Source organism: Streptomyces poriticola, assembly GCF_036689765.1.
Taxonomy (GTDB): Bacteria; Actinomycetota; Actinomycetes; order Streptomycetales; family Streptomycetaceae; genus Streptomyces; species Streptomyces poriticola.
Genome location: NZ_JBAGKH010000001.1, coordinates 407182 through 427569 on the forward strand (window position 1 = coordinate 407182; position 20388 = coordinate 427569).

Here is a 20388-nt window from a genome sequence, read left to right on the forward strand (position 1 = left end):
CTTGTCAGCGCATCGCTCCTGTTCAACGCTACGCAGAGTCCGCGACCTTTGACCGCATGAAGTCGGCAACTCCCCCGAACGGGCATACGTCGCAGCACCCCGAGCCGGACCACGCGTTCACCATGCGCTTCACCTCCACGCCACGCGGCGCGCGCCTCGCCCGCAGACTCGTCTCGCACCGCCTGAACGACTGGGGGCACCCCTACACGACCCCGGTGAATGAGACGCTCACCCTCATCACGGCAGAACTCACCGCCAACGCCGTGCGGCACGGCCACGTCCCCGGGCGGGACTTCCGCGTTCGACTCACCCTCGCCGAGGGCATCTTCCACATCGAGGTGACGGACACCCGAGCCGAGAAACAGCCCCCGTCGACTCCCCCGACCCCCGACTCCGCATCCGAGTCAGGCCGCGGCCTCCACCTCGTTGCCGCTCTCGCGGACGACTGGGGTGTCAGCCCGCGCCTGGCGGCCCCGGGCAAGACCGTGTGGGCGGAACTGCGCGCAATGCAACAGGGCCACTCGTCCACACACCAAGTGGCCCCTGACTCGACCGACGTCGATCTCCTTCTGGCTACTGCTTCACAGCTGCGCGACGACCTCGGGTCGCGGCCGGAGGACGCCAGCCGCGGAGGTCGTCGTCCGTGAGCCCGTGCTCGCCCTGCTTCTGCTGGCGGTAACCCGCGAAGAAGTCGGCCGGGGAACCGCTGTAGAGCACGTCGAACTCGTTGTGCCACTGGCCTAGCCACGGCTGGAGTTCCAGCAGGCCAGCGAGGAACGGGGCGATCTCCTCGGTGGACAGCGCGGTGTTCGTGAAGTACGTGGCGAGGGCCTGCGCCTGCTCCCGGTGGTCCCAGCCGGCCCACCCGTACAGCTCGGGGGTGGCGGCGTTGGTCTGCCCGTACGAGATGAACCGCTCCTTGGGCACGTCGAGCTTTCCACGCGCCCTCCAGTAGGAGGGGCGGAGGAAGTCGGCCGAGGTGTACTTCGGCGGCACGGGGATGGAATCCCGGATCTTCCGCTTGGAAGGCTCATCGGGCGCGGCGTCCTCCTTGCGCTGGAGGTCCCACACCTCTTCCCAGTCGGCGCGTTTCTTCAGCCCGGAGGGCTTGTAGCGCAGGGCGGAGAGGAACGGCACATGCTCGTCGGTGATCAGCTGGGCGACGACCTTGGCGAGTTCCTTGCGGGGCGCGTAGAGCTTGGCGACGGACACGAAGTCCTCGTCACGGGAAAGGGCGTCGGTGAGACGAGCAAGGGTGAGGATGGTGGGCTGACCGTTCTCGTCGAACCAGTGGTCGCGGTTCTCCATCCGGTCGAGCAGCCAGGAGCGTAGGGCCTTCTCCTGGAGGGCGTCCCACCCCTCGGTGGCCCAGCGGCGCTTGTACTCGGGCCGCTCGACCATGCCGATGGCCCGGCTCGACTCGATGGCGTCGACGCGCTTCTGGACGACCTCGCGGTAGAGGGCGGGCCAGTGGGCGGGGATCTCCGTGATGGGCGTGGAGCCGTGCCGCTTGAACCACTCGTCGCTTGCCTCGCCTGCGGCAACGCGTCGCGCCAGCACGATCTCGAAGGCGCGCTCACCGAGGGCGAGTTCGGGGATGTTGGGGTCGTCGGCATCCTCGGAGACGCGGAGGTCTTCGGGGTGGAGGCTGTAGAGGGAGTAGACCTGCCAGTCCAGCTCCTCCTGGAGGGCGATCATGCGGGAGCGGGTGGACTCCCAGCGGGCCTTGGCTTCGCGGATGACGCTGGCGTTGGGTGTGGACTCGGTAGCCACGGTTGCGGGGCTCGTGGCGGTGAGTTGTTGAGCCAGGGCATCGAGGGTGGTGGCGATGGCGGTGGGGTATTCGGCAGGTAGTGGGAACTTCTGGAGCTTCGTGCCAGTGAACTCGTAGAACTGCTCCCATGCCTCTGTTTTGATACCGGACTGATGTCCCTCAGTTCCTTTACTGTGGCTCACCATCTTCAACCAGAACCCAGCCGTAGAGCTGTTGAGCAGCCCAAGCAACCGCGGGTACTCCTCCTCACTCGCCCCCTCCCGCAACCTGATCACAGTCGCGGAGTGCTTGAAAGCGACCCGCCCCCGGTTGAAGTAGAAGTGATTATGAGTCGCGACGAGCGGAAAGGAGATCACCCTGTCAGCACGCAACTTAGAAGGGTAAACTTCGCGCCACTCGATCCAGGGGATGCCCCGTTCAAGCAGGGTGATGCTGAACTTTTTCCGCAACTCAAGCAGTCGCCTCAGTGGCCACATGAACCTGTTCAGGTTGGAATTATCCACGTCGGAAGCAAGGCTGAAGTCCTCCAAGTAGGGGTTCGCCAGGTACACCGCTTTCTGCAGGTTCCAGTCACGGATGTCAGGACCATCCGCCGCCCTGGCCACTCGGACCTTCTTACTGACGAACGCGCGAGCAAGTGGGATCTCGAATGCGGCATCCTCGCCGGTGACCAGCGAAAGCCCCATCTCATCGACGACGTCCCACAACCGGCCTGGTGCTTCCAGTAGCGCGTTCATCACATCAACCGCCGCGCCGCCCGACAGGCTCCACGGGTGCTTCGACATGCTCTCTCGCGGAAGGTCGATGACGCTGACCCACTCACTCTCGGAATCCCCCGCGTCCACCTGCCGACGAATCGCCTGCCAAACCATGCCTTGGCTCGGGTCATCGGGGATCGATGGCTCTCCCTGGATGCTCCGCACCGTACGCAACACAGCCGCCCGCCCGCTGCCGCCCCTGCACCTGCCGATGAGGATGACAGTCGGTGTACCATGCCCGGGAATATAGGCACCAGAAGTATCGATCACTTCTGTGAGCTCGATCTTCTCCCGGAAATAGCTCTCGACAAGCTTCTTTCCGAACTCACGCTTCATGAAGGAGTTGGCCGTGATCTGCCCCACCCAGCCGTAGCCGAACCCCTGAGCGTCACCACGTCTGGCGAGTTCGAAAAACCTTTGCGCAAAGGGCACGGAAAGCGCGTATTCACGATGACAGGCATCATAAAGTTCGCGGTAGAGCGCGTTCGTCCTTTTGTCCTTCACTGTGATGTAAGGAGGGTTCCCCACCACCACATGATAACGCCCCTGCTGGAGAATCCCCGAGTGCTCGTGCACATCCTCCGTGGCGTAGGCAAACGAAGTCAGCGGATCATCCAAGTCGTCCTCATCGCCGCCCAGCGTCAGCTCCAACTGCCGAGCCTTGATCAGCGAGTCGCCCACCGCCAGATGAACCGGCCACTCGAACTTCGCCGCCTCCCCCAGCGTCCGCACCCCACTCGCCGCCATCGCCGCCACCAGCAACCGGAACCGAGCAATAGCCACCGCGAACGGGTTGATGTCCACCCCGTGGACCGAGTCCAGCGCGGCCCGCACCCGCTCGTGCACATCACGTCCCGGCTGGCCCTCCGCCCACAGCCGCACCAGCCGACGGAACGCCCCCAGCACGAAGTGCCCCGACCCGCACGTGGGGTCGATCATCTTCAGGTCCTCGTAGCCGAACTCCCGCACCGCGGGGTTCATCGTCCGGTCGAGGATGAACTCCTCCACGAACTCCGGTGTCTGGAGCAGCGCATACGTCTTCCGGGCCGCCTCGCTCAGGTCCTGGTACAGGTCGCCCAGGAACCGCGTGTCCCAGCCCTCCGTGCCGTCCTCGTTCAACGGGTCGGTGAAGTCGTGGACAAGGGAGCCCGCCTCGTCCCTCCCCCGCCAGAACTCGACCAGCTCCCGCGCGCCGTCGTGCGAAAGCGGCACCTGGTACAGCGGGTTGTGCCGCTGGTCGAAGAGCAGCCGGCCCGCCTGGCCCTGGCCCAGTTCCTCGAACGCCTTCTCCAGCCACCCCCGGTACGTCGGGTCCTCGTCCGACTCCACGTACGCGTCGTACCGGGACTCCGCCAGCTCCCGGCGGTCGCCGTCCGGCCCGGTCAGGTACGGTTCCGGGATCAGGCGGTTGTCCTCGCAGAACCGCACAAAGACAGTGCCCAGCACCCACGCCACCGCGACCTGGGTGATCCGCTCGTCCAGCCATGAGTTCCACGTCGCCGCCGTACGCCCGAGCTTGCGCGCGCGGTCGTACTCGGACCGGAGCCGCGCGCCGACGTCCCCCAGCGCCTTCACCTGGCGCGCCAGGTCGGCTTCGACCGCTTTGACCTGCTGCTTGAGGTCGTCCAACAGAGCCTTGCGGTCGATCACTTCGCGTCTCCCTCGACACCACCGGTACTGGCCGCACCTTCGCCGGACCCCCGATGGGCGTTGCCCACCCAGGTGTCCGGAAGCTGAATCCACTCCCCCAGGCCTGCCTGGTACGGCACGGCCACCTGCCCCAGACGGGGCTCGCGCGACGGGTCGGCCTGAGGGACCAGGAGCCACAGGCCCCGGCCGCCCCGCCGGGCCGCCGACGCCAGGCGGTCCAGGACGCCCATCGCGTCGTACCGCGCGAACACCGCGGCCTCCGTGAGCAGCACAGGCCCGGCCCCGCCGCCATCGCCGCCGTTGCCCAGAAGCTCCGCGATCCGGGGCTCCACCGCGCCCCACGCCGTCCGCGCGTACTCCGCGAACCGCACCGCACCCTTCGAGCCCGGTTCGGCGGCGTCCGCCTTGAGCAGGGTCTCCCAGGTGGGCTTGGTGCCCGGTGTGACCTGCGCGTGAAGGGCCTCAAGGAACAGCTCCGTCACCGACACCGCGTCCGCGCCCAGCCGCCCGGCGCCCAGCTCCCGCACCGCGTCCCGGACCAGCTGCTGTCGTACGGTCAGCACCCGGTAGCCGTCCCGGCGGGCCGACGCGAGCAGCCGCTCCTCCGCCCGTACCGCGCCCGCGAGCTGGGGGTCGTCGGCGTACCGCGTCACCGCACCCGTGCGCGTCGACTGCCGCCACGCGCCCGTCGTGAGGTAGCTGGACGCGTCGTCGATCCGCGTCGGCAGGTAGCGCAGCACGCCGTCGCGTTCGTGCATGCTGAGGGACAGTTCGAAGCCCGCGTCGCGCAGCGCCTTGGTGAGCGGGCCGCTCGTCGGGAGTTCATGGTACGTGCCGCCGCGCCCGTCGGGAACGACCATCTCGGGGAAGCGGGCGCGGACCCTCTCGTGCACGGCCTCCACGGTCAGGCCCGGCTGCTGGCCCTCCGGCATGCCCGGAATCCAGCGGACGAGTCCGGCCTGGGTGAGGCGCAGCGCCCTGACCAGGGACAGGTCGCGGGGGTAGATCTCCAGGCGGGGAGTGGCGGCGGCGTTCACGGACGCCGCGGCCGCCAGCTCCACCATGCGCCGCTCGTCCCAGTCCACCGCGCCCGGCGGCACCGTCAGCGCGCTCAGTTCGGCGAGCACGGTCGCCGCCGTCGGCAGGGTGTCCAGTCTGGCGAGCCGGTCGGCGGTCTTGCCGAGGCGGGTCGCGTACTCCAGGAGGCCGGGCGCGGTCGGGGTGTCGGGGCCGTCGTTCTCGCGTACGTCGAGGGCGAGCAGGCCGGCGCCCAGGGATTCGTCCGTCGCCTTGCGGTTCGGCTGGTGCTGGAACTCGGCTTCCTGCGGCAGCAGTTGCTCGACCTCGACCACGGCCCGTACGGCCGCCAGCGCCATCGCACGCCGCTGCTCGCGCCCCGCGAGATGGGTGCCGCGACGGACCGCCAGGGCATCCGCGATCTCCGCTGCCGAGGCGACCCGGCCCATGCCCGCCAGCAGGTCGAGGATCTCCTCGCGCAGTGCCTGGACGGCGGGCTCCGCCTTCCAGCGCTTGCGCTCCTCCTTGAGCATCTGCGGGATGCGGCCGTGGCTCAGCCCGAGGCCCTCCGCGACGTCCTTCTGCTTCGGCCAGACCCCGATGTCCGGCAGCACGCCGTGCTCGTCGGGCAGGCGCAGCAGCAGCCGCACCATCTCCGCCTTGTTGCGGTTGGAACCGTTGTTGTTGACGGCGGGCACGAAGACGGTGGCGAGGGCGTCGAGGCTGACGGAGCGGAGCGTGCGGGGCGAGAGCGCGCCCGCCGACCCGGCCGCCGTGAGTCCGCCGACGAGGGCCGACTCGGCGGCGGTGAGCTGCTCCAGCTCCTCCCTGGCCTCCGCACGGCCCTTCTGGGTCAGCGGCGATACGGGGATCTCACGCAGCCGCTCGCCCCACTCGCGCTGCCGCTGCTGGACCTCGTTGCGGGTCTTGGCGCCGAGGCCGGGGGCGTTGACGAGCTTGCGGCGGCTGTAGTCGAGCAGTTCGCCGACCGTCGTGATGCCGAGGCCGTAGAGGAAGGACTGGGCGGCGGGTGTGAGGCCGGAGACGGTGAGCGGGGTGTCACGGGCGACCTCGGCGGCGAGGCGGTCGCGCTGCTGCTCGGCGCTCTCCGGCTCGGCGTCCGCGATCCCTCCGGCGGGCGCCCCCTGTCCGGTGGCCGCGGTTGTCGCGGCGGCCGGGTGGCGGGAACGGTGGCTGGACGGGACGGTCTGCGAGGCGTCGAGGAAAACCTTGCGCCAGGCGTCGCGCATCGGCTTCAGCTCGGGGAACCGCTTGCCGGCGTCGCGGTGCAGGGCCTTCTGGAAGAAGGCGACGAGACCGTCCCGTACGGCGGGGTCGAAGGCCTCGGCCGCGATGGTCGGGTACGGCCACTCCTTCGGGTCGGTCATGCGGGGCAGGACGCTGCCGTCGCCCCACTTGGGCAGCTCGCCGGAGGCCATCTGGTGCAGAGTGACGGCGACGGCGTACCGCTCGGCGTGCGAGTCGTACGAGCCGCGGGTGATGACGTCGACGAAGGGGTCGAGGTAGCCGTCGGTGCCCGCGTTGGTGCTCCTCGCCGGGTAGCCGGCCAGGGAGAAGTCGATGAGGACGAGTTCGCGGGTGCGGTTGGGGCGGATGCGGACGGCGATGTTGTCGGGCTTGATGTCGCGGTGCCAGACGCCTTCGCCCTCCAGGAAGTCGACGGCTCCGAAGAGGTAGTCGCCGTATGCCTCCAGCTGGTCGACCTGGAGGCGGCCGTTCTCCCGGAGCTGGCGGGCGACGGTCTCCTCACGGCGGCGCGGACGTCCCCCGCCGTCGGCGCCCTGGCCGGTGTCGTCGCGCTCGTCGCCGACGTACTCCAGTGCCAGGACGGTACGTCCGCCGAGGTGCAGCGGCTCGGGTTCGACGAGGCGGATGATGCCGGAGTGGGGGCGCAGCCGGCCCATGGCCTCGGCCTCGCGGACCAGGATCTCGCTGCGGCTGTCGGAGAGGGCGACCTTCAGCACGGCCAGCGGGCGGGTCCTGCGGGCTTCGGCCTGGAGGTCGCGGACGAGGAAGGCCCGGCTGGTGGAGCCGGTGCCGAGGCGGCGGCGGACCTCCCACCGGCCGGCGAGCACATCACCGGCGACGGCCTCCAGCGGGTCCTTGTCGGCGGCGGCTTCGCCGTCCTCGCGGTCCGCCGGCTCCGTAGCGGCGGCGGCCGGAGCCGGGGCGGTGAGGGAGTCCTCGACGACCTCCAGCAGCTCCAGGAACTCGTCCACTCCGGACAGCCGCTGGCCCGGCCGGTAGGCGGTGGCGGCCTGCACCAGCTCGTCCACGTCCTCCGACAGGCCGTCCACCAGGGAGCTGGGGCGCAGGCCCTCGCCCGCCTCCAGACGGGCCAGCAGCTCGGCCTGGCCGGCGGCCGGGGCCTGGCCGGTGACCAGCAGGTAGGTGAGGACGCCGAGCCCGTACACGTCGAGGTGGACCGGGTCGGGGTTGAGAGCGGTGAGCTCGGGGGCGAGATAGGCGTCGGCGTCGTCGGCCAGGTGCATGGCGGACAGGGCGGTCGGCGCGAAGCGGGTCATGCCCTGGCCCTGGGAGGAGTCGCCGCTGCGCTGGGTGGCGATCTGCCAGTCGGAGATCTGCAGGTGCGGGGTGAGCCAGGCGGCCTCCTCCCCCACGGCCCGCCCCTTCCTGCCGCGCGGCCGGGGGACTACGTGCACGGAGCGGGCGGCGAGGGCCCGGTGGTGGATCCGGCTGGAGTGCGCGGAGCGCATGGTCTCGGCGAGCTGGCGGACCAGTGCCATCCGGCCGAGGATGTCCAGCTTCTCGCCGTACTGGACCAGGTACTCGTCCAGCTTCAGGGTGTCCGGGTGGTAGTCGAAGATCAGCGCCGGGCCGGCGGCGTGCCCGGAGGGGAAGTACTGCTTGAGCTCGACCACGCCCGGGTGCTTGAACCGGCCCAGCACCGCGGCTTCGCGCCGGGCGGCGTTCTCGACGGACTGGCGCAGGGAGGCGTCGGAGCCGCGCTCGCTGAGGTAGATGCGGACGCGGGCGGCCTCGGGCAGGTCGCTGTGGCGGGCGAGGTAGTCGGCCCAGGTGGGACCGGAGTCAAAGGACTTGCGCTCCAGCTCGTACGGGCCGACCTTGTACTGCGCGTCGCTCTTGCGGATGCCGATGTTCTTCAGGCCCGCCGCGATCTCGCGTGAGCCGATCGCGGTGATGCGGCGACGCTCGTCGCGCGGAGGCCGCCCCAGCATCTCGACCAGCTGCTGGACGGTGTAGACGCCGTTCTGGTCGTGGGCGGGCAGGCGTACCCGCAGGCCGTCGTCCGTGAAGCAGACGGCCTCGGCGACCCAGACCCGCCTGCCCCCGGGCAGCGCGAGCAGGCCGGCCAGTTCCTTGGCCTTGCGGTTGACCAGGTGCAGCGGGTTGCCGTGCGTACGGCGGCGGCCGCCGGGCGTGGTCTGCACCCAGGTGCCGTTCTCGGAGGTGACCGAGCCGTGCCAGTCCTTCAGCTCGATCATGCAGACGCCGCCGGGGGTGACGACGAGCAGGTCCACCTCGCGCACGTGGCCGGTGTTCGCGGTGAAGGTGAAGTTCGACCAGGCACGCCAGGGGTCGGAGTCCGGGAGCTTCTCCCGGATCGCCTCCAGGCCGCGGCGTTCGTGATCGAACTCGGACTCGGTGACCGTGACCCACCGGCCTTCCCGCATGCCTGTTCCCCGCTCCGTGTGTCCCGCGAGGGCCGCCGTTCCCCATGGTCAGGCCCAGGGTGCAGATCCTAGTCCCTGTATCTGACATGCGAAGGGGTGACGAAGGGGCTGCGCGCAATCGCGCTACACGACCTCGACGACGTCCGACCGCACACGGCCGTCCCGTCAGACCGGCACGGCTTCCCGCGCGGTTCCACCCGCGAGCTCCCGCAGCCTGCGTCGCGTCTCCGGGTCCGTCGAGTACACGACCGTGCCCACCATGCCCCGTGTGAGCAGCACCTTGTACGTGTTGCGGATCAGTCGGTCCACGTCCGTGTCGGGGGTGGACTTCTTGAAGACCGGGTCCTTCGACGCCGTGCGGTCCGTGATCCAGCGGTCGCCGCGCCAGAGCAGGTCGGGGCCGATGATCACGCCGGACCAGTCGTACTCGAAGCCCTGGGCGGTGTAGACGCAGCCGACCTGTCCGAAGCCCGCCGGGTCGGTGGCCCACAGGGCGGCCGGGGGCGCGCCGGAGACGGAGCGGTCACCGCGCAGGTTCCAGGGGCGCGCCCAGTCGCCGATGACGACGTCGGGCGGGAGCGGGTCGCCCGGCTTGGGTTCCGGGGACCAGCGCCAGCAGTAGCCCGCGGACATACGGGCGCCGTAGCCCTGGCCCCGACGGGCTTCGAGGAAGGCTTCCATCTCCTGCGGGCTGTCGGCGACCAGCAGTTGCATGCGGTCGTCGGGTTCCCATACGACCGGCCCGCCCGGCTCCAGTCCGAGGAGGCGTACCACCCAGCGCAGGTACGCGTCACTGCCACCGCAGCGGAACTGGCTGTCCAGCGGGACGACGCCGCAGGGAATGCCACGCTTCGCCGCTGCCGCCTTGATGTCGGCCACGGTGCCCATCTCGCCGGGGCGGACGACCTGGTGCTCGTCGAGGAAGAAGACGGGCACGTAGGCGACGTCGATGAGTTCGTCGATCTGTGCCCTGCCGGTACGGTTCTCGGCGCGCGTGTACCGGTTGGCCGAGGTCTCCCGGATGCGGTGTGCCTCGTCGCAGATCAGGGCACCCAGGCTGTTCTTCTCGGCCGTCATGAAGCTGTTGAAGTACTTGAACAGGTCCTGGACTTCCCGCTTGCGGGCTCCGGCGACCTTCCTCATCGTCTTCGTGAACGACTGCGAGCCGGTGGCGTGCAGTGCCGGAACCCCGCGCCGGTAGAGCTCGCCGAGCAGTTGGAGAGCGATCACACTCTTGCCGGTGCCGGGGCCACCCGTGACGATCACGACCTCCTTGCGATCGGCGTGCTTCGCCTTCTCGACCGCGTTGAGCACCATGCGGTACGCGACCTGTTGCTCGTCCAGGAGCACGAACTGCGTGCGTTCGCGCACCTCCTCGGCGGCCACGGACATCAGCTGCTTCGACGGCACCGTGGCACCCGCGAGGAGTTCGTCCGCCGCCCGGGTCCCCGGGTGCTTGTCGCTCAGCCTCGAACGAAGGTGGTCGACGAAGGCGCCGCGGCGTTCCGCGGTGAAGAGCAGCCCGTGGTCGTCGCGTTCGATCTCCCGCAGCCCCGTCACGCCGAACTCGGTCGCGTTGTGCAGATACGCCGCCCCGGCCACCCGGTCCCCGTGTTCGGCCACCGCCCCGTTGAAGTTGACGAGGTACTCGCAGTAGCGGCGCACCTGCTCGACGGGGTTGAGGACCGGATGGGCGTAGGCATCGACATGGCACAGCGTGGGATCGTCCTCGTGGGGCAAGGCCTGGCTCCACTGCTTCAGCTCCACCACGACGTAGGACGGCTCACCCGTGACCGGGTGCACTCCGGCGAGGACGACGTCGGCGCGCTTGCTGTTCAGCGGCAGCGCGTACTCCAGCATGACCTCCACGTCGCCCAGGCCGGCGTCGTTGAGCGTGGCGGCCAGGACGGGGATGCTGCGTTCCCAGGAACGCACCTCCGAGGCGCCGGGCCGATAGCCGTGCATATGGACGAACTGGTCAGTGAGGTGCAGGAACAGTGAACCGTCGAGTGCCATGACGGCGACCGTTTTCGCGGACGCGCGGAACAGCAAGGACTTCCCCCAGGCAGCACGAAGAGACTCGTGCGGGTGGGGGCGTGTCCTTCGAGACTCCACCGGAGTGGAACGGAAGCCCGTCGGGCCGCGTTGACGATGTCTGAGGGTACCTGGCGGTACTGACAGTCGTACCGACGGTCACGGTGGCGACGGCAGCCCCCGCGCCGGGAGTCCGCTGCCGGACTCCGCTACCGGCACCCGGACATCCGTGCCGGGATCCTCGGGCATCATGATCTCCGGCCTGCGGAAGCAGAGGGCGGCAGACGAGTCGGGCTGTACGCCGGGTTCTGTTCCGGCGGGTCCTCGCGGGCCCGCCGGTGACGGCCATCCATCTAGGGCCGGTGTTGCCACCGGCCTCCAGCGGTCTACCCGCGGACTCGGGCGGGCCGCCCTCGATCGTCCGCGCAGAAGCACCGGGGTGCTTCCTTCTTGACCTTGCTCCGGGTGGGGTTTACCGAGCTGCCCAGGTCACCCTGGGCACTGGTGGTCTCTTACACCACCGTTTCACCCTTACCGAGGACCGAGGTCCCCGGCGGTCTGTTTTCTGTGGCACTGTCCCGCGGGTCACCCCGGGTGGCCGTTAGCCACCACCCTGCCCTGTGGAGCCCGGACGTTCCTCGGGAAGCCCCGTCAAGGGGACTCCACGCGGCCGTCCGCCCGGCTCGTCTGCCGTGCCGACCATGGTACCGGGCGTCGCCGCGGGCTCGGTGCCGCGGCGGCCGTCGCCAGGACCGAACCCGTGAGGATGAGCAGGAACGCGGCCAGCACGGCCGGTGTCAGCGGCTCGTCCAGCAGGACCGCGCCGGCCGCGACCGCGACCGCCGGATTGACGTACGTGATCACCGTCGCCCGCGTCGGACCGGCCTCCTTGATCAGCTCCAGGAAGGCCACGAACGCGACCGCCGTGCAGAGCACGCCCAGGCCGGCGAGGGCCGCCAGCGCGCCGGTGGAGGGGAGGGTGTCCGGGCGGTTCAGGGCCGCGGCGGGGGCGTAGACCAGGGCGGCCAGGGTCAGGCAGGTCGCGGTGAGGTGGAGGGAAGGTACGTCCCTCAGATGGCGGGCGGCGATCAGCGGGGCGATCGCGTAGCCCAGCACCGTCACCAGGACCTCGGCGAGCGAGCGGGCGTTTCCGCCGGTCAGGTGCGGGACGGTCAGCAGTGCCACGCCGGTCAGGCCCAGGGCGAGGCCGCAGATCCGGCGGGCGCCCAGCGTCTCCGTGTCGCCGAAGAAGCGGGCCAGGGCGACGCCCACGATCGGCACGCCCGCGATCAGCAGCCCGGCCGTCGAGCTGGACAGATGACGTTCGGCGTCGGTCAGGGTCCACCACGGGCCGATGATCTCGATGACGGCGAAGGCGAGGAGGGGCTTCCAGTGCCCTCGCACCATGCGGGGCAGGGTGCCGCCGCGCAGCGCGAACGGCAGCAGGAGTGCGGCGCCGAGTGCGCACCGCGTGAACACGACCACGGACGGGGACACCTCGTCCACCGCCACCTTGATCATCAGATAGGGGATGCCCCAGACCACTCCCATCAGGGAGAAAAGGAACCAGCCGCGTGCAGTCATGCGGCGAGTCTGCGGCGCCTCATCCCCGGTCGTCTTGAACGCTGTTGCGGTACGCCGCCGGGGTCACTCCCACGACCCGGCGGAACCAGCGGGTCAGGTGCGCCTGGTCGGCGAAGCCGACGAGCGCGGCGGCCTGGGCGGGGCGCAGGCCGGTCTCCAGCAGGGCGCGGGCCCGGGTCACCCGGTGCTGGGCCAGCCAGGCGTAGGGCGGGATCCCCATGGTCGTACGGAAGGCGCGCAGGAGCTGGTAGCGGGACAGGCCCAGGTCGGTGGCGAGGGCGGCCAGGGAGGGCGGGGCGAGGAGTTCGTCCGCCAGGCGGTCACGGACGGCGACGGCGATGCGGGCGGCTCCGGGGACCCGGTCGTCGGCGGCCCGGGCCGTGGAGTGGCGGCGGGCCAGTGCCGTCAGCAGCCAGGGCAGCCGGGACTCGGCCTCCAGGGGGTCGGGGCGGCGGGCCAGGTCGGTGTGGGCGGCGCGCAGGGCACGGGCCAGCTCCGGGTCGTGGAGGACGGGATCGCGGAAGTGCGGGAGTGCGCCGGCGCGGGTGCCGTCGGTGAGCAGCGCCGGGGTGGCGTACAGGGCCTGGTAGGCGTAGCCCTCGGGGGCGGCCGGGCCGCCGGTGTGCATCTCGCCGGGTTCCAGGACGACGATCGAGCCGGGTCCGGAGTGGATGTGCCCGCCGCGGTAGGCGATGACCTCCAGACCGCCCACCGTGACGCCGACGGTGTAGTCGTCGTGCGCGTGCGGGGCGTAGACGTGGCGGTCGAAGCGGGCGGTGAGGAGATCGAGCGGCGGTCCGTCCGGGCCCAGGCGGGCTCTGGTCCAGCTGGTCTGTTCCGGTACGTCCACCACGTCCACCACGCCCACCCCTGCGCCCCGACCTGCTACAGGGGATCAGAGGAAGTCCGCGGTGTCCAGGTCGAATCCGAAGGGCTCGGGCAGGGTGAGCGGTTTGCCGGAGGGGCGGGTGCAGTGCTCGCGGTAGTCGCCTCCCTCTGGGGCGCTGAACAGCGTGACCGAGCCCTCATCGCGGTCGGCGAGGAGGTGGAGAGGGATACCCGCGTCGGCGTAGCAGCGGCGCTTGACCTCGCGATCAGCCCTGGGCTTGGTGGACGTCACCTCCAGAACCATGGCGACGCCTTCGCAGGGCATCCACGACCCCGTGCCCCCGAAGAGGTCGAGTTCGAGGGATCCGAACGTGACGTCAGGGATGACGTGGTTCTTCGGGCACACGTGTCCCCTGATGAGCTGCAGCCCCTTGTTCCCGGAGAAGTCCATGTCGATCCGCGATCGCTTGATCACTTGATCACTTGCCGCACGATCCGGCTGATGTACTTCTCGTGATCCCCGTCCGGCGGCGGCGTCACAACGATCTCCCCGTCGATCAGCTCGGCCCGGAAACCCTCCGGGGTGTTCAGGGCGAGGAAGCCCTCCAGCAGGACCTCTTCCTGCGAGAGCGGCTCGTGGGCCATGGCAGTCATGTCACGCCCCTCCTTCGGCCGCTCGCCAGACTGGGACATCGGCTGATCACCTGTCCGAGAGATCGGGAACCGTTCCCTCGATCGTGGCACGCGGTCCCCGCCCCCGTCAGTCACCAGGCCGGTCGCGGCTTGACCCTGCCGCGGCGTCAACGTCTCTACTGAGGTCATGCGGATCGGAGAACTCGCCGACGCCGTCGGCGTCACCACGCGGACCGTGCGGCACTACCACCACCTCGGGCTGCTGCCCGAACCGGAGCGGCTGCCCAACGGGTACCGGTCGTACACGCTGCGGCACGTCGTCGTGCTGGCCCGGATCAGACGGCTGACGGAGCTGGGGCTGGGCCTCGCCGAGGTGCGGGACGTGCTGGCGGACGAGGCGGGGAAGGACCTCGCCGAGGTGCTGGAGGAGCTGGACGCGGATCTGGCCCGGCAGGAGGACGCGATCCGGGAGCGCCGGGCGCGGCTGCGGACGCTGCTGGACGCCGGGGAGCTGCCCGACGAGGGGCCCGTCTCACCGGAGCTGGGCGCGCTGTTCGCCGATCTGGAGCACGCATCCGGCTCCGCCGCCGGCGCCCCCGCGTCCCCGATGGCCGCCCGGGACCGGGAGATGCTCGCGCTGCTGGAGACCACGGCGGCGCCGCAGGACCGGGAGCGGCTGCTGGGCGCGCTGCGCGGGGCGCTGGACTCGCCGGAGGCGGTGGCGCGGGCGCACCGCGCCTACGCACTGCTCGACGACCTCGCCGACGCCGATTCCGGCGATCCGCGCGTCGCTGAGGCGGCCCGGGCGCTGGCGGACTGTCTGCCGGTGGAACTGCTGCCCGCGGACGAGGTCGTCCCGGACTCGCACGACAGCTTTCTGCGGGCGTTCTACGCCGACTTCGCCCCGGCCCAGGCGGAGGCGATCCGGCAGGCGATGCGCATCGCGGGACGGGGGCGGCGGTGATGCGGATCGCATACGTCCTGGTGCGGCACGAGCTGCGGCTGCTGGCGAGCATTGCGCTGTGGACGGCCCGGCGGACCCACGGCACGGGCGGCGGCGGGCGTGCCTTCGGGTACCAGCGCGGGCACGGCGCGATGCTCTTCGGGTTCGGGTTCGTGTGTGTGGTCGAGACGGTGATGATGGCCGTGCTGCTGCGCCACTGGCCGGCCGTGCACCACGCGGTGCTCGTGCTCGATCTGTACACCATCGTCATCGTCGTCGGGATGCACGCGGCGTGTGTGGTGCGCCCGCACGTGCTGGATGCGGACGGCGCCGTACTGCGCGTCCGCCGGGCGGTCCACCTGACCTGCGGATCCCGCTGGACCGGATCGGCTCCGTCCGGCGGGAGCTGCGCACCACGCATGAGCGCGCCGACGGCGAGCTGAACGTGGCCCTGGGCTCGCAGACCTCGCTCACCCTCGAACTCACCGAGCCCGTCACCCACGTGACCTTCTTCGGCCGGCGGCGCCAGGTGCGGGTCGTGCGGTGCCATGCCGACGACGCCGGCGCCCTCGTACGAGCAGTCGCCGAGGCGCGGTCAGCGCAGCCGGCGGGCGGGTAGGAAGCGGGCGGCCCGCGGTGCTGCGTCGCGGCACGCCGTACCCTGTCGGGGGCCCAGACCGAAGAGCCCGGGGATCCTGAGGAGTACGTGTGCTTGTCCTGCTGCCGCCGTCCGAGGGGAAGGCGTCGTCCGGCCGCGGCGCGCCGCTGAGGCCGGAGTCGCTGTCGCTGCCGGGGCTCGGCGCGGCCCGCGCGGCCGTCCTCGACGAGCTGGTGGAGCTGTGCGCCGCCGACGAGGAGAAGGCGCGCGAGGTGCTCGGGCTGAGCGAGGGGCTGCGCGGCGAGGTCGCCAAGAACGCCGGACTGCGGGCGGCCGGGGCGCGGCCCGCCGGGGAGATCTACACCGGTGTGCTGTACGACGCCCTGGACCTGGCCTCCCTCGACGCGGCCGGCAAGCGGCGGGCGGCGCGGTCGCTGCTGGTGTTCTCAGGGTTGTGGGGCGCGGTCCGGGTGACGGACCGGATCCCCTCGTACCGCTGCTCGATGGGGGTGAAGCTGCCGGGTCTCGGCGCGCTGGCCGGGCACTGGCGGGCGCCGATGGCCGAGGTGCTGCCGGAGGCGGCCGGGGACGGGCTCGTACTGGATCTCAGGTCCGCGGCCTACGCGGCGGCCTGGCGGCCGAAGGGCGAGGTGGCCTCCCGGACGGCGACCGTGCGGGTGCTGCACGCGCCGACGCGGAAGGTGGTCAGCCACTTCAACAAGGCCACCAAGGGGCGGATCGTACGGAGCCTGCTGGCGTCGGGGACCGCGCCGAAGGGTCCGGCGCAGCTGGTGGAGGCGCTGCGCGACCTCGGGTACGAGGTGGAGGCGGAGGCGCCCACCAAGGCAGGGAAGGCCTGGTCACTGGATGTGCTGGTGACGGAGGTCCACTGAGATCCATCAGGATTCGCCGGCATTCGTCGGCATTCGTTGGGATTCATTCGGCCTCTCATTGCGCCTAGCGCAACGGTCTTTGCGCATACTGCATGCCGCGGGCACGATGAGGCCATGACCTCGCCGCAGCCCGTCCTGCCGCATGCCGTCCTGCACGCCTCCGTGCTGGATCTCGCGCCCGTCGTGCCCGTCGTGGTGGCGGCCGACGCCGCCGACGCCGTGCCGCTGGCGCGGGCGCTGGTCGCCGGGGGGCTGCCCGCGATCGAGGTGACGCTGCGCACCCCGGCGGCGCTCGAGGCGGTCCGCGCGATCTCGGCCGAGGTGCCGGACGCGGTCGTCGGCGCAGGCACCGTGATCCGGCCCGGTCAGGTGTCCGAGGCGGTGTCCGCGGGGGCGCGTTTCCTGGTCGGCCCGGGGTGGACGGAGTCGCTGCTGGAGGCGATGCGGGCGTCCGGGGTGCCGTTCCTGCCGGGGGTGTCGACCACGTCGGAGGTGGTGGCGCTGCTGGAGCACGGGGTGCGGGAGATGAAGTTCTTCCCCGCCGAGGCGGCGGGCGGCACCGCCTACCTGAGGTCCCTCGCCGGTCCGCTGCCGCAGGCCCGCTTCTGCCCGACCGGCGGCATCGGCCCGGCCTCCGCCCCGGAGTACCTGGCGCTGCCCAACGTGGGCTGCGTCGGCGGCAGCTGGATGCTCCCCGAGGAAGCGGTGACCGCCCGGGACTGGCCGCGCGTCGAGGCGCTGGCCCGCGCGGCGGCCGGGCTCAGCGCAGGTGGGACGTGTCGTTGAAGAGCCGCACGCTGGCGTTGCCGTCGGCGTAGTAGGCGATCGCCGAGAGCGAGGCCGCCGACAGCTCCATGCGGAACAGCGCCTCGGGCGGGGCGCCCAGGGCGAGGCGTACGAGCGTCTTGATCGGCGTGACGTGCGAGACGAGCAGCACCGTGCGGCCCGCGTAGGCGGCCACCAGCCTGTCGCGGGCGGCGGCGACCCGGGCTCCGGTCGCGGCGAAGCTCTCGCCGCCGCCGGTGGGGGCGGCGTCCGGGGAGGACAGCCAGGCGGTCAGGTCGTCCGGGTGGCGCTCGCGGACCTCGGCGAAGGTGAGCCCCTCCCAGGCGCCGAAGTCGGTCTCGCGCAGCCCCTCCTCGACGGTCACGTCGAGGCCGAGGCGGTCGGCGACGATCCCGGCGGTCTCGCGGGTGCGGGCCAGCGGTGAGGCCACGACCGTCTGGATCGTGCCGCGCCGGGCCAGCGCCGCGGCGACCCGCTCGGCCTGCTCCCGGCCGACGGCGGAGAGCGACGGGTCGCCCCCTCCGCTGCCGGAGAACCGCTTCTGCGGGGTCAGCGGGGTCTCACCGTGCCGCAGCAGTACGAAGGTGGCGGGCGCACCCATGTCCGGCCGGCCCCAGCCGGGCGAGGCAACGGCCTTCGCGGCACGCACATCCGCGTCGGAGGCACGCACATCCGCGTCGGCCGCTCGTACGCGGGCATCAGCCGCAAGTACGTCCGCGTCGGCCGCTCGTGCTCCGGTGTCGGCGGCAGAGACGCCGGCCTCGGCGGCGCGCGCGCCGGCCTCCGCCCCGAAGTCGCCGCCGGTGCCCGTCGGCCCTGCCGGCCCCGTGCCGGAGGGGGGCGCGGTGTCCAGCTCCGCCGTCGACACGGACGCCGACCACTGCTCGCCGCGCGCCCCCGCGTCCATCGCCTCGTTGGCCAGGCGGTCGGCGTGCTTGTTGCGCTCGCGCGGGATCCACTCGTACGTCACCCGGCCCGCCGGGAAGACCCGCGCCGCCTCGGCCGCCAGCGGCTTGAGGTCGGGGTGCTTGATCTTCCAGCGGCCGGACATCTGCTCGACGACCAGCTTGGAGTCCATCCGGACCTGCACGGTCGCCGCCGGGTCCAGCCGGTGCGCGGCACGGAGACCGGCCAGCAGGCCCCGGTACTCGGCGACGTTGTTCGTCGCGACGCCGATGTACTCGGCGGTCTCGGCGAGGGTCTGGCCCGTGGCCTTCTCCCGCACCACCGCGCCGTAGCCCGCCGGGCCCGGGTTGCCCCGCGACCCGCCGTCGGCCTCGACGACGAAGCTCTGTCCCGGCTCCCCGGCCGGCTCCTGTCCCGGCACCGGTCCCGACGCGCGCACCGAACCGGCCTCCTACAGGCCCGAGTCGGCCGTGCGCACCAGGATGCGGCGGCAGTTCTCGCACCGCACCACCGCGTCCGGCGCCGCCGAGCGGATCTCGTTCAGCTCGGTGATCGCCAGCTCCTGGCGGCAGCCCTGGCAGGACCGCTGGTACAGCTTGGCCGCGCCGATGCCGCCCTGCTGCTCCCGCAGCTTGTCGTAGAGCTTCAGCAGGTCCGCGGGGACCGAACCGGCCACGACCTCGCGCTCCTTGGTCACCGAGGCGGCCTCGCCGTCGATCTCCTCGAAGGCGGCGTCCCGGCGCGCGGTGGCGTCGTCGATCTTCGCCTGCACGGAGGCGACCCGGTCGGTCAGCTCGGCGACCCGCTCCTGGGCGGACTCGCGGCGCTCCATCACCTCCAGGACGATGTCCTCCAGGTCGCCCTGGCGCTTGGCGAGGGAGGTGATCTCGTGCTGCAGGTTCTCCAGGTCCTTCGGGGAGGTGACGGCGCCGGAGTCCAGGCGCTGCTGGTCGCGGGCGGCGCGCCGGCGCACCTGGTCCACGTCCTGCTCGGCCTTGGTCTGCTCGCGGGCGCAGTCGCTCTCCTCGGTCTGCGCGGCCACGAGCAGGTCGCGCAGCTGCGCGTGGTCCTTGGTCAGCGACTCCAGCTCGGCGTGCTCGGGCAGGGACCTCCGCTTGTGCGCGAGCTGCTGCAGGCGGACGTCGAGGGCCTGGACGTCGAGGAGTCGGATCTGGTCGGCGGGCGCGGCGTTCAGTTGGGGGCTCCTGCGGTCGATTCGGAGGGGGCGCGCTGGGCGCTCGTCGGGAGGGCGGTGGCCGGCGACGGGTGGGAGGACGCCGCGTGGGCGGTCCAGGGGTCGGTGACCGTCTTCGAGACATGGACGCGCAGGTCCCATCCGTGCCGGTCGGAGATCTCGTCGAGCTGGCTCGCGGCCAGCTCGCACCAGGGCCATTCGGTTGCCCAGTGCGCCGCGTCGAGCAGCGCGAGGGGGGTGTTCTCGCGGGCCTCGGAGGCCGGGTGGTGGCGCAGGTCCGCGGTGAGGAAGGCGTCCACGCCGGCCGCTCGCACCTGGTCGAAGAGGCTGTCGCCGGAGCCGCCGCTGACGGCGACCGTGCGGACGACGGCATCCGGGTCGCCGGCGACGCGGATGCCCTGCGCGGTGGCGGGCAGCCGCTCGGCGGCACGGTCGGCGAGCTCGCGGACGCTCAGCGGGTGGTCCAGGACGCAGATCCGGCCGAGGCCGCGGCGGCCCTCGGGGTCGCTCGGATCGGGGACCAGCGGGCCGGTGACGCGCAGGTCGAGCGCGCCGGCGAGGGCGTCGGAGACGCCGGGGTCGGCGGTGTCGGCGTTGGTGTGGGCGACGTGCAGCGCGACGTCGTTCTTGATCAGGGTGTGCACCACCCGGCCCTTGAAGGTGGAGGCCGCGACCGTGGTGGTCCCGCGGAGGTAGAGCGGGTGGTGGGTGACGAGCAGATCGGCGCCGAGCCTCACCGCCTCATCGGCGATCTCCTGCACCGGGTCGACGGCGAACAGGATCCGGGTGACCTCCTGGTCGGGATCGCCCACGACGGTGCCGACCGCGTCCCAGGACTCGGCCCGCTCGGCGGGCCACAGGTTCTCCAGCGCGGCGATGACTTCTGACAGACGGGGCACGCAGGCAAGGCTACCTGGCTGGTCTGCGCCGTTGTACCGCCACCGCCTCCTCCGTCTCTTCCCGCCTCTTCCCGCCTCTTCCCGGCCCGGAACGGCTCCTTCTCGCCTTTCCCGGCCCGAACTGCACACCCGCCTCCGCTTCCTCAGCTGAATCGTTCCGCTGCCACCCGTATGTGTGAAGCCGACAGCCGCCCGTGCCCCGCCCGCGCGTGC

Annotated in this window: 11 protein-coding genes, 1 other RNA gene and 3 pseudogenes; 5 read left to right on the forward strand and 10 right to left on the reverse strand. The window is 71.4% G+C overall.

Annotated elements, in window-relative coordinates; genetic code table 11:
* The first annotated feature begins 122 nt into the window (after positions 1-122).
* Positions 123-647, forward strand: a complete 525-nt coding sequence (locus V5O46_RS01780; protein WP_332882559.1) for an ATP-binding protein — start codon at positions 123-125, stop codon at positions 645-647.
* Here V5O46_RS01780 and pglX read toward each other — a convergent pair.
* From pglX to V5O46_RS01810, 7 genes and pseudogenes are all read right to left on the reverse strand, one after another.
* Positions 574-4182: a BREX-2 system adenine-specific DNA-methyltransferase PglX gene (gene pglX / locus V5O46_RS01785; protein ID WP_332882560.1), complete on the reverse strand. Its 3609-nt coding sequence runs from the start codon at positions 4180-4182 to the stop codon at positions 574-576. The genes V5O46_RS01780 and pglX overlap by 74 nt on opposite strands.
* Entirely contained in the window at positions 4179-8876 is a 4698-nt protein-coding gene (pglW, locus tag V5O46_RS01790) for a BREX system serine/threonine kinase PglW (RefSeq protein WP_332882561.1), read from the reverse strand. Before pglW ends, pglX begins: the two co-directional genes overlap by 4 nt.
* Before the next feature lie 165 nt (positions 8877-9041).
* A complete protein-coding gene (locus V5O46_RS01795) occupies positions 9042-10928 on the reverse strand; it encodes a DUF2075 domain-containing protein (protein ID WP_332882562.1) in 1887 nt (628 codons plus the stop codon).
* A 263-nt stretch (positions 10929-11191) separates the two neighbouring features.
* Positions 11192-11596, reverse strand: an RNA gene (gene rnpB, locus V5O46_RS01800) — RNase P RNA component class A.
* 118 nt (positions 11597-11714) lie between these two features.
* A pseudogene (locus tag V5O46_RS31795) lies at positions 11715-12494 on the reverse strand (DMT family transporter); the annotation flags it as partial.
* 19 nt (positions 12495-12513) lie between these two features.
* Positions 12514-13347: an AraC family transcriptional regulator gene (locus V5O46_RS01805; protein WP_332882747.1), complete on the reverse strand. Its 834-nt coding sequence runs from the start codon at positions 13345-13347 to the stop codon at positions 12514-12516.
* Positions 13348-13389: 42 nt separating this feature from the next.
* A pseudogene (locus tag V5O46_RS01810) lies at positions 13390-13976 on the reverse strand (Uma2 family endonuclease).
* Between the two features lie 166 nt (positions 13977-14142).
* Here V5O46_RS01810 and V5O46_RS01815 point away from each other — a divergent pair.
* The 4 genes and pseudogenes from V5O46_RS01815 to eda all read left to right on the forward strand — a co-directional run bounded on the left by V5O46_RS01815 (position 14143) and on the right by eda (position 17175).
* Positions 14143-14919: a MerR family transcriptional regulator gene (locus V5O46_RS01815; RefSeq protein ID WP_332882563.1), complete on the forward strand. Its 777-nt coding sequence runs from the start codon at positions 14143-14145 to the stop codon at positions 14917-14919.
* Positions 14919-15517, forward strand: a pseudogene (locus V5O46_RS01820) (hypothetical protein). Before V5O46_RS01815 ends, V5O46_RS01820 begins: the two are co-directional and overlap by 1 nt.
* Positions 15518-15606: 89 nt before the next feature.
* On the forward strand, positions 15607-16389 hold the full coding sequence (yaaA, locus tag V5O46_RS01825) for a peroxide stress protein YaaA (RefSeq protein WP_332882564.1): 783 nt from the start codon (positions 15607-15609) through the stop codon (positions 16387-16389).
* Positions 16390-16503: 114 nt separating this feature from the next.
* Positions 16504-17175, forward strand: coding sequence for a bifunctional 4-hydroxy-2-oxoglutarate aldolase/2-dehydro-3-deoxy-phosphogluconate aldolase (eda, locus tag V5O46_RS01830; RefSeq protein WP_332882565.1), 672 nt, complete (start codon positions 16504-16506; stop codon positions 17173-17175).
* Here eda and V5O46_RS01835 read toward each other — a convergent pair.
* The 3 genes from V5O46_RS01835 to V5O46_RS01845 are packed head-to-tail and all read right to left on the reverse strand — an operon-like array spanning position 17150 to position 20175.
* On the reverse strand, positions 17150-18520 hold the full coding sequence (locus V5O46_RS01835) for a bifunctional RNase H/acid phosphatase (protein WP_332882566.1): 1371 nt from the start codon (positions 18518-18520) through the stop codon (positions 17150-17152). The two genes, eda and V5O46_RS01835, sit on opposite strands and share 26 nt — an antisense overlap.
* 12 nt (positions 18521-18532) lie before the next feature.
* Positions 18533-19276 (reverse strand): zinc ribbon domain-containing protein, encoded by a 744-nt coding sequence (locus V5O46_RS01840; protein ID WP_332882748.1) that lies wholly within the window; start codon positions 19274-19276, stop codon positions 18533-18535.
* Positions 19273-20175: a Nif3-like dinuclear metal center hexameric protein gene (locus V5O46_RS01845; RefSeq protein WP_332882567.1), complete on the reverse strand. Its 903-nt coding sequence runs from the start codon at positions 20173-20175 to the stop codon at positions 19273-19275. The genes V5O46_RS01840 and V5O46_RS01845 overlap by 4 nt, the downstream gene beginning before the upstream one ends.
* Positions 20176-20388: the final 213 nt, after the last annotated feature.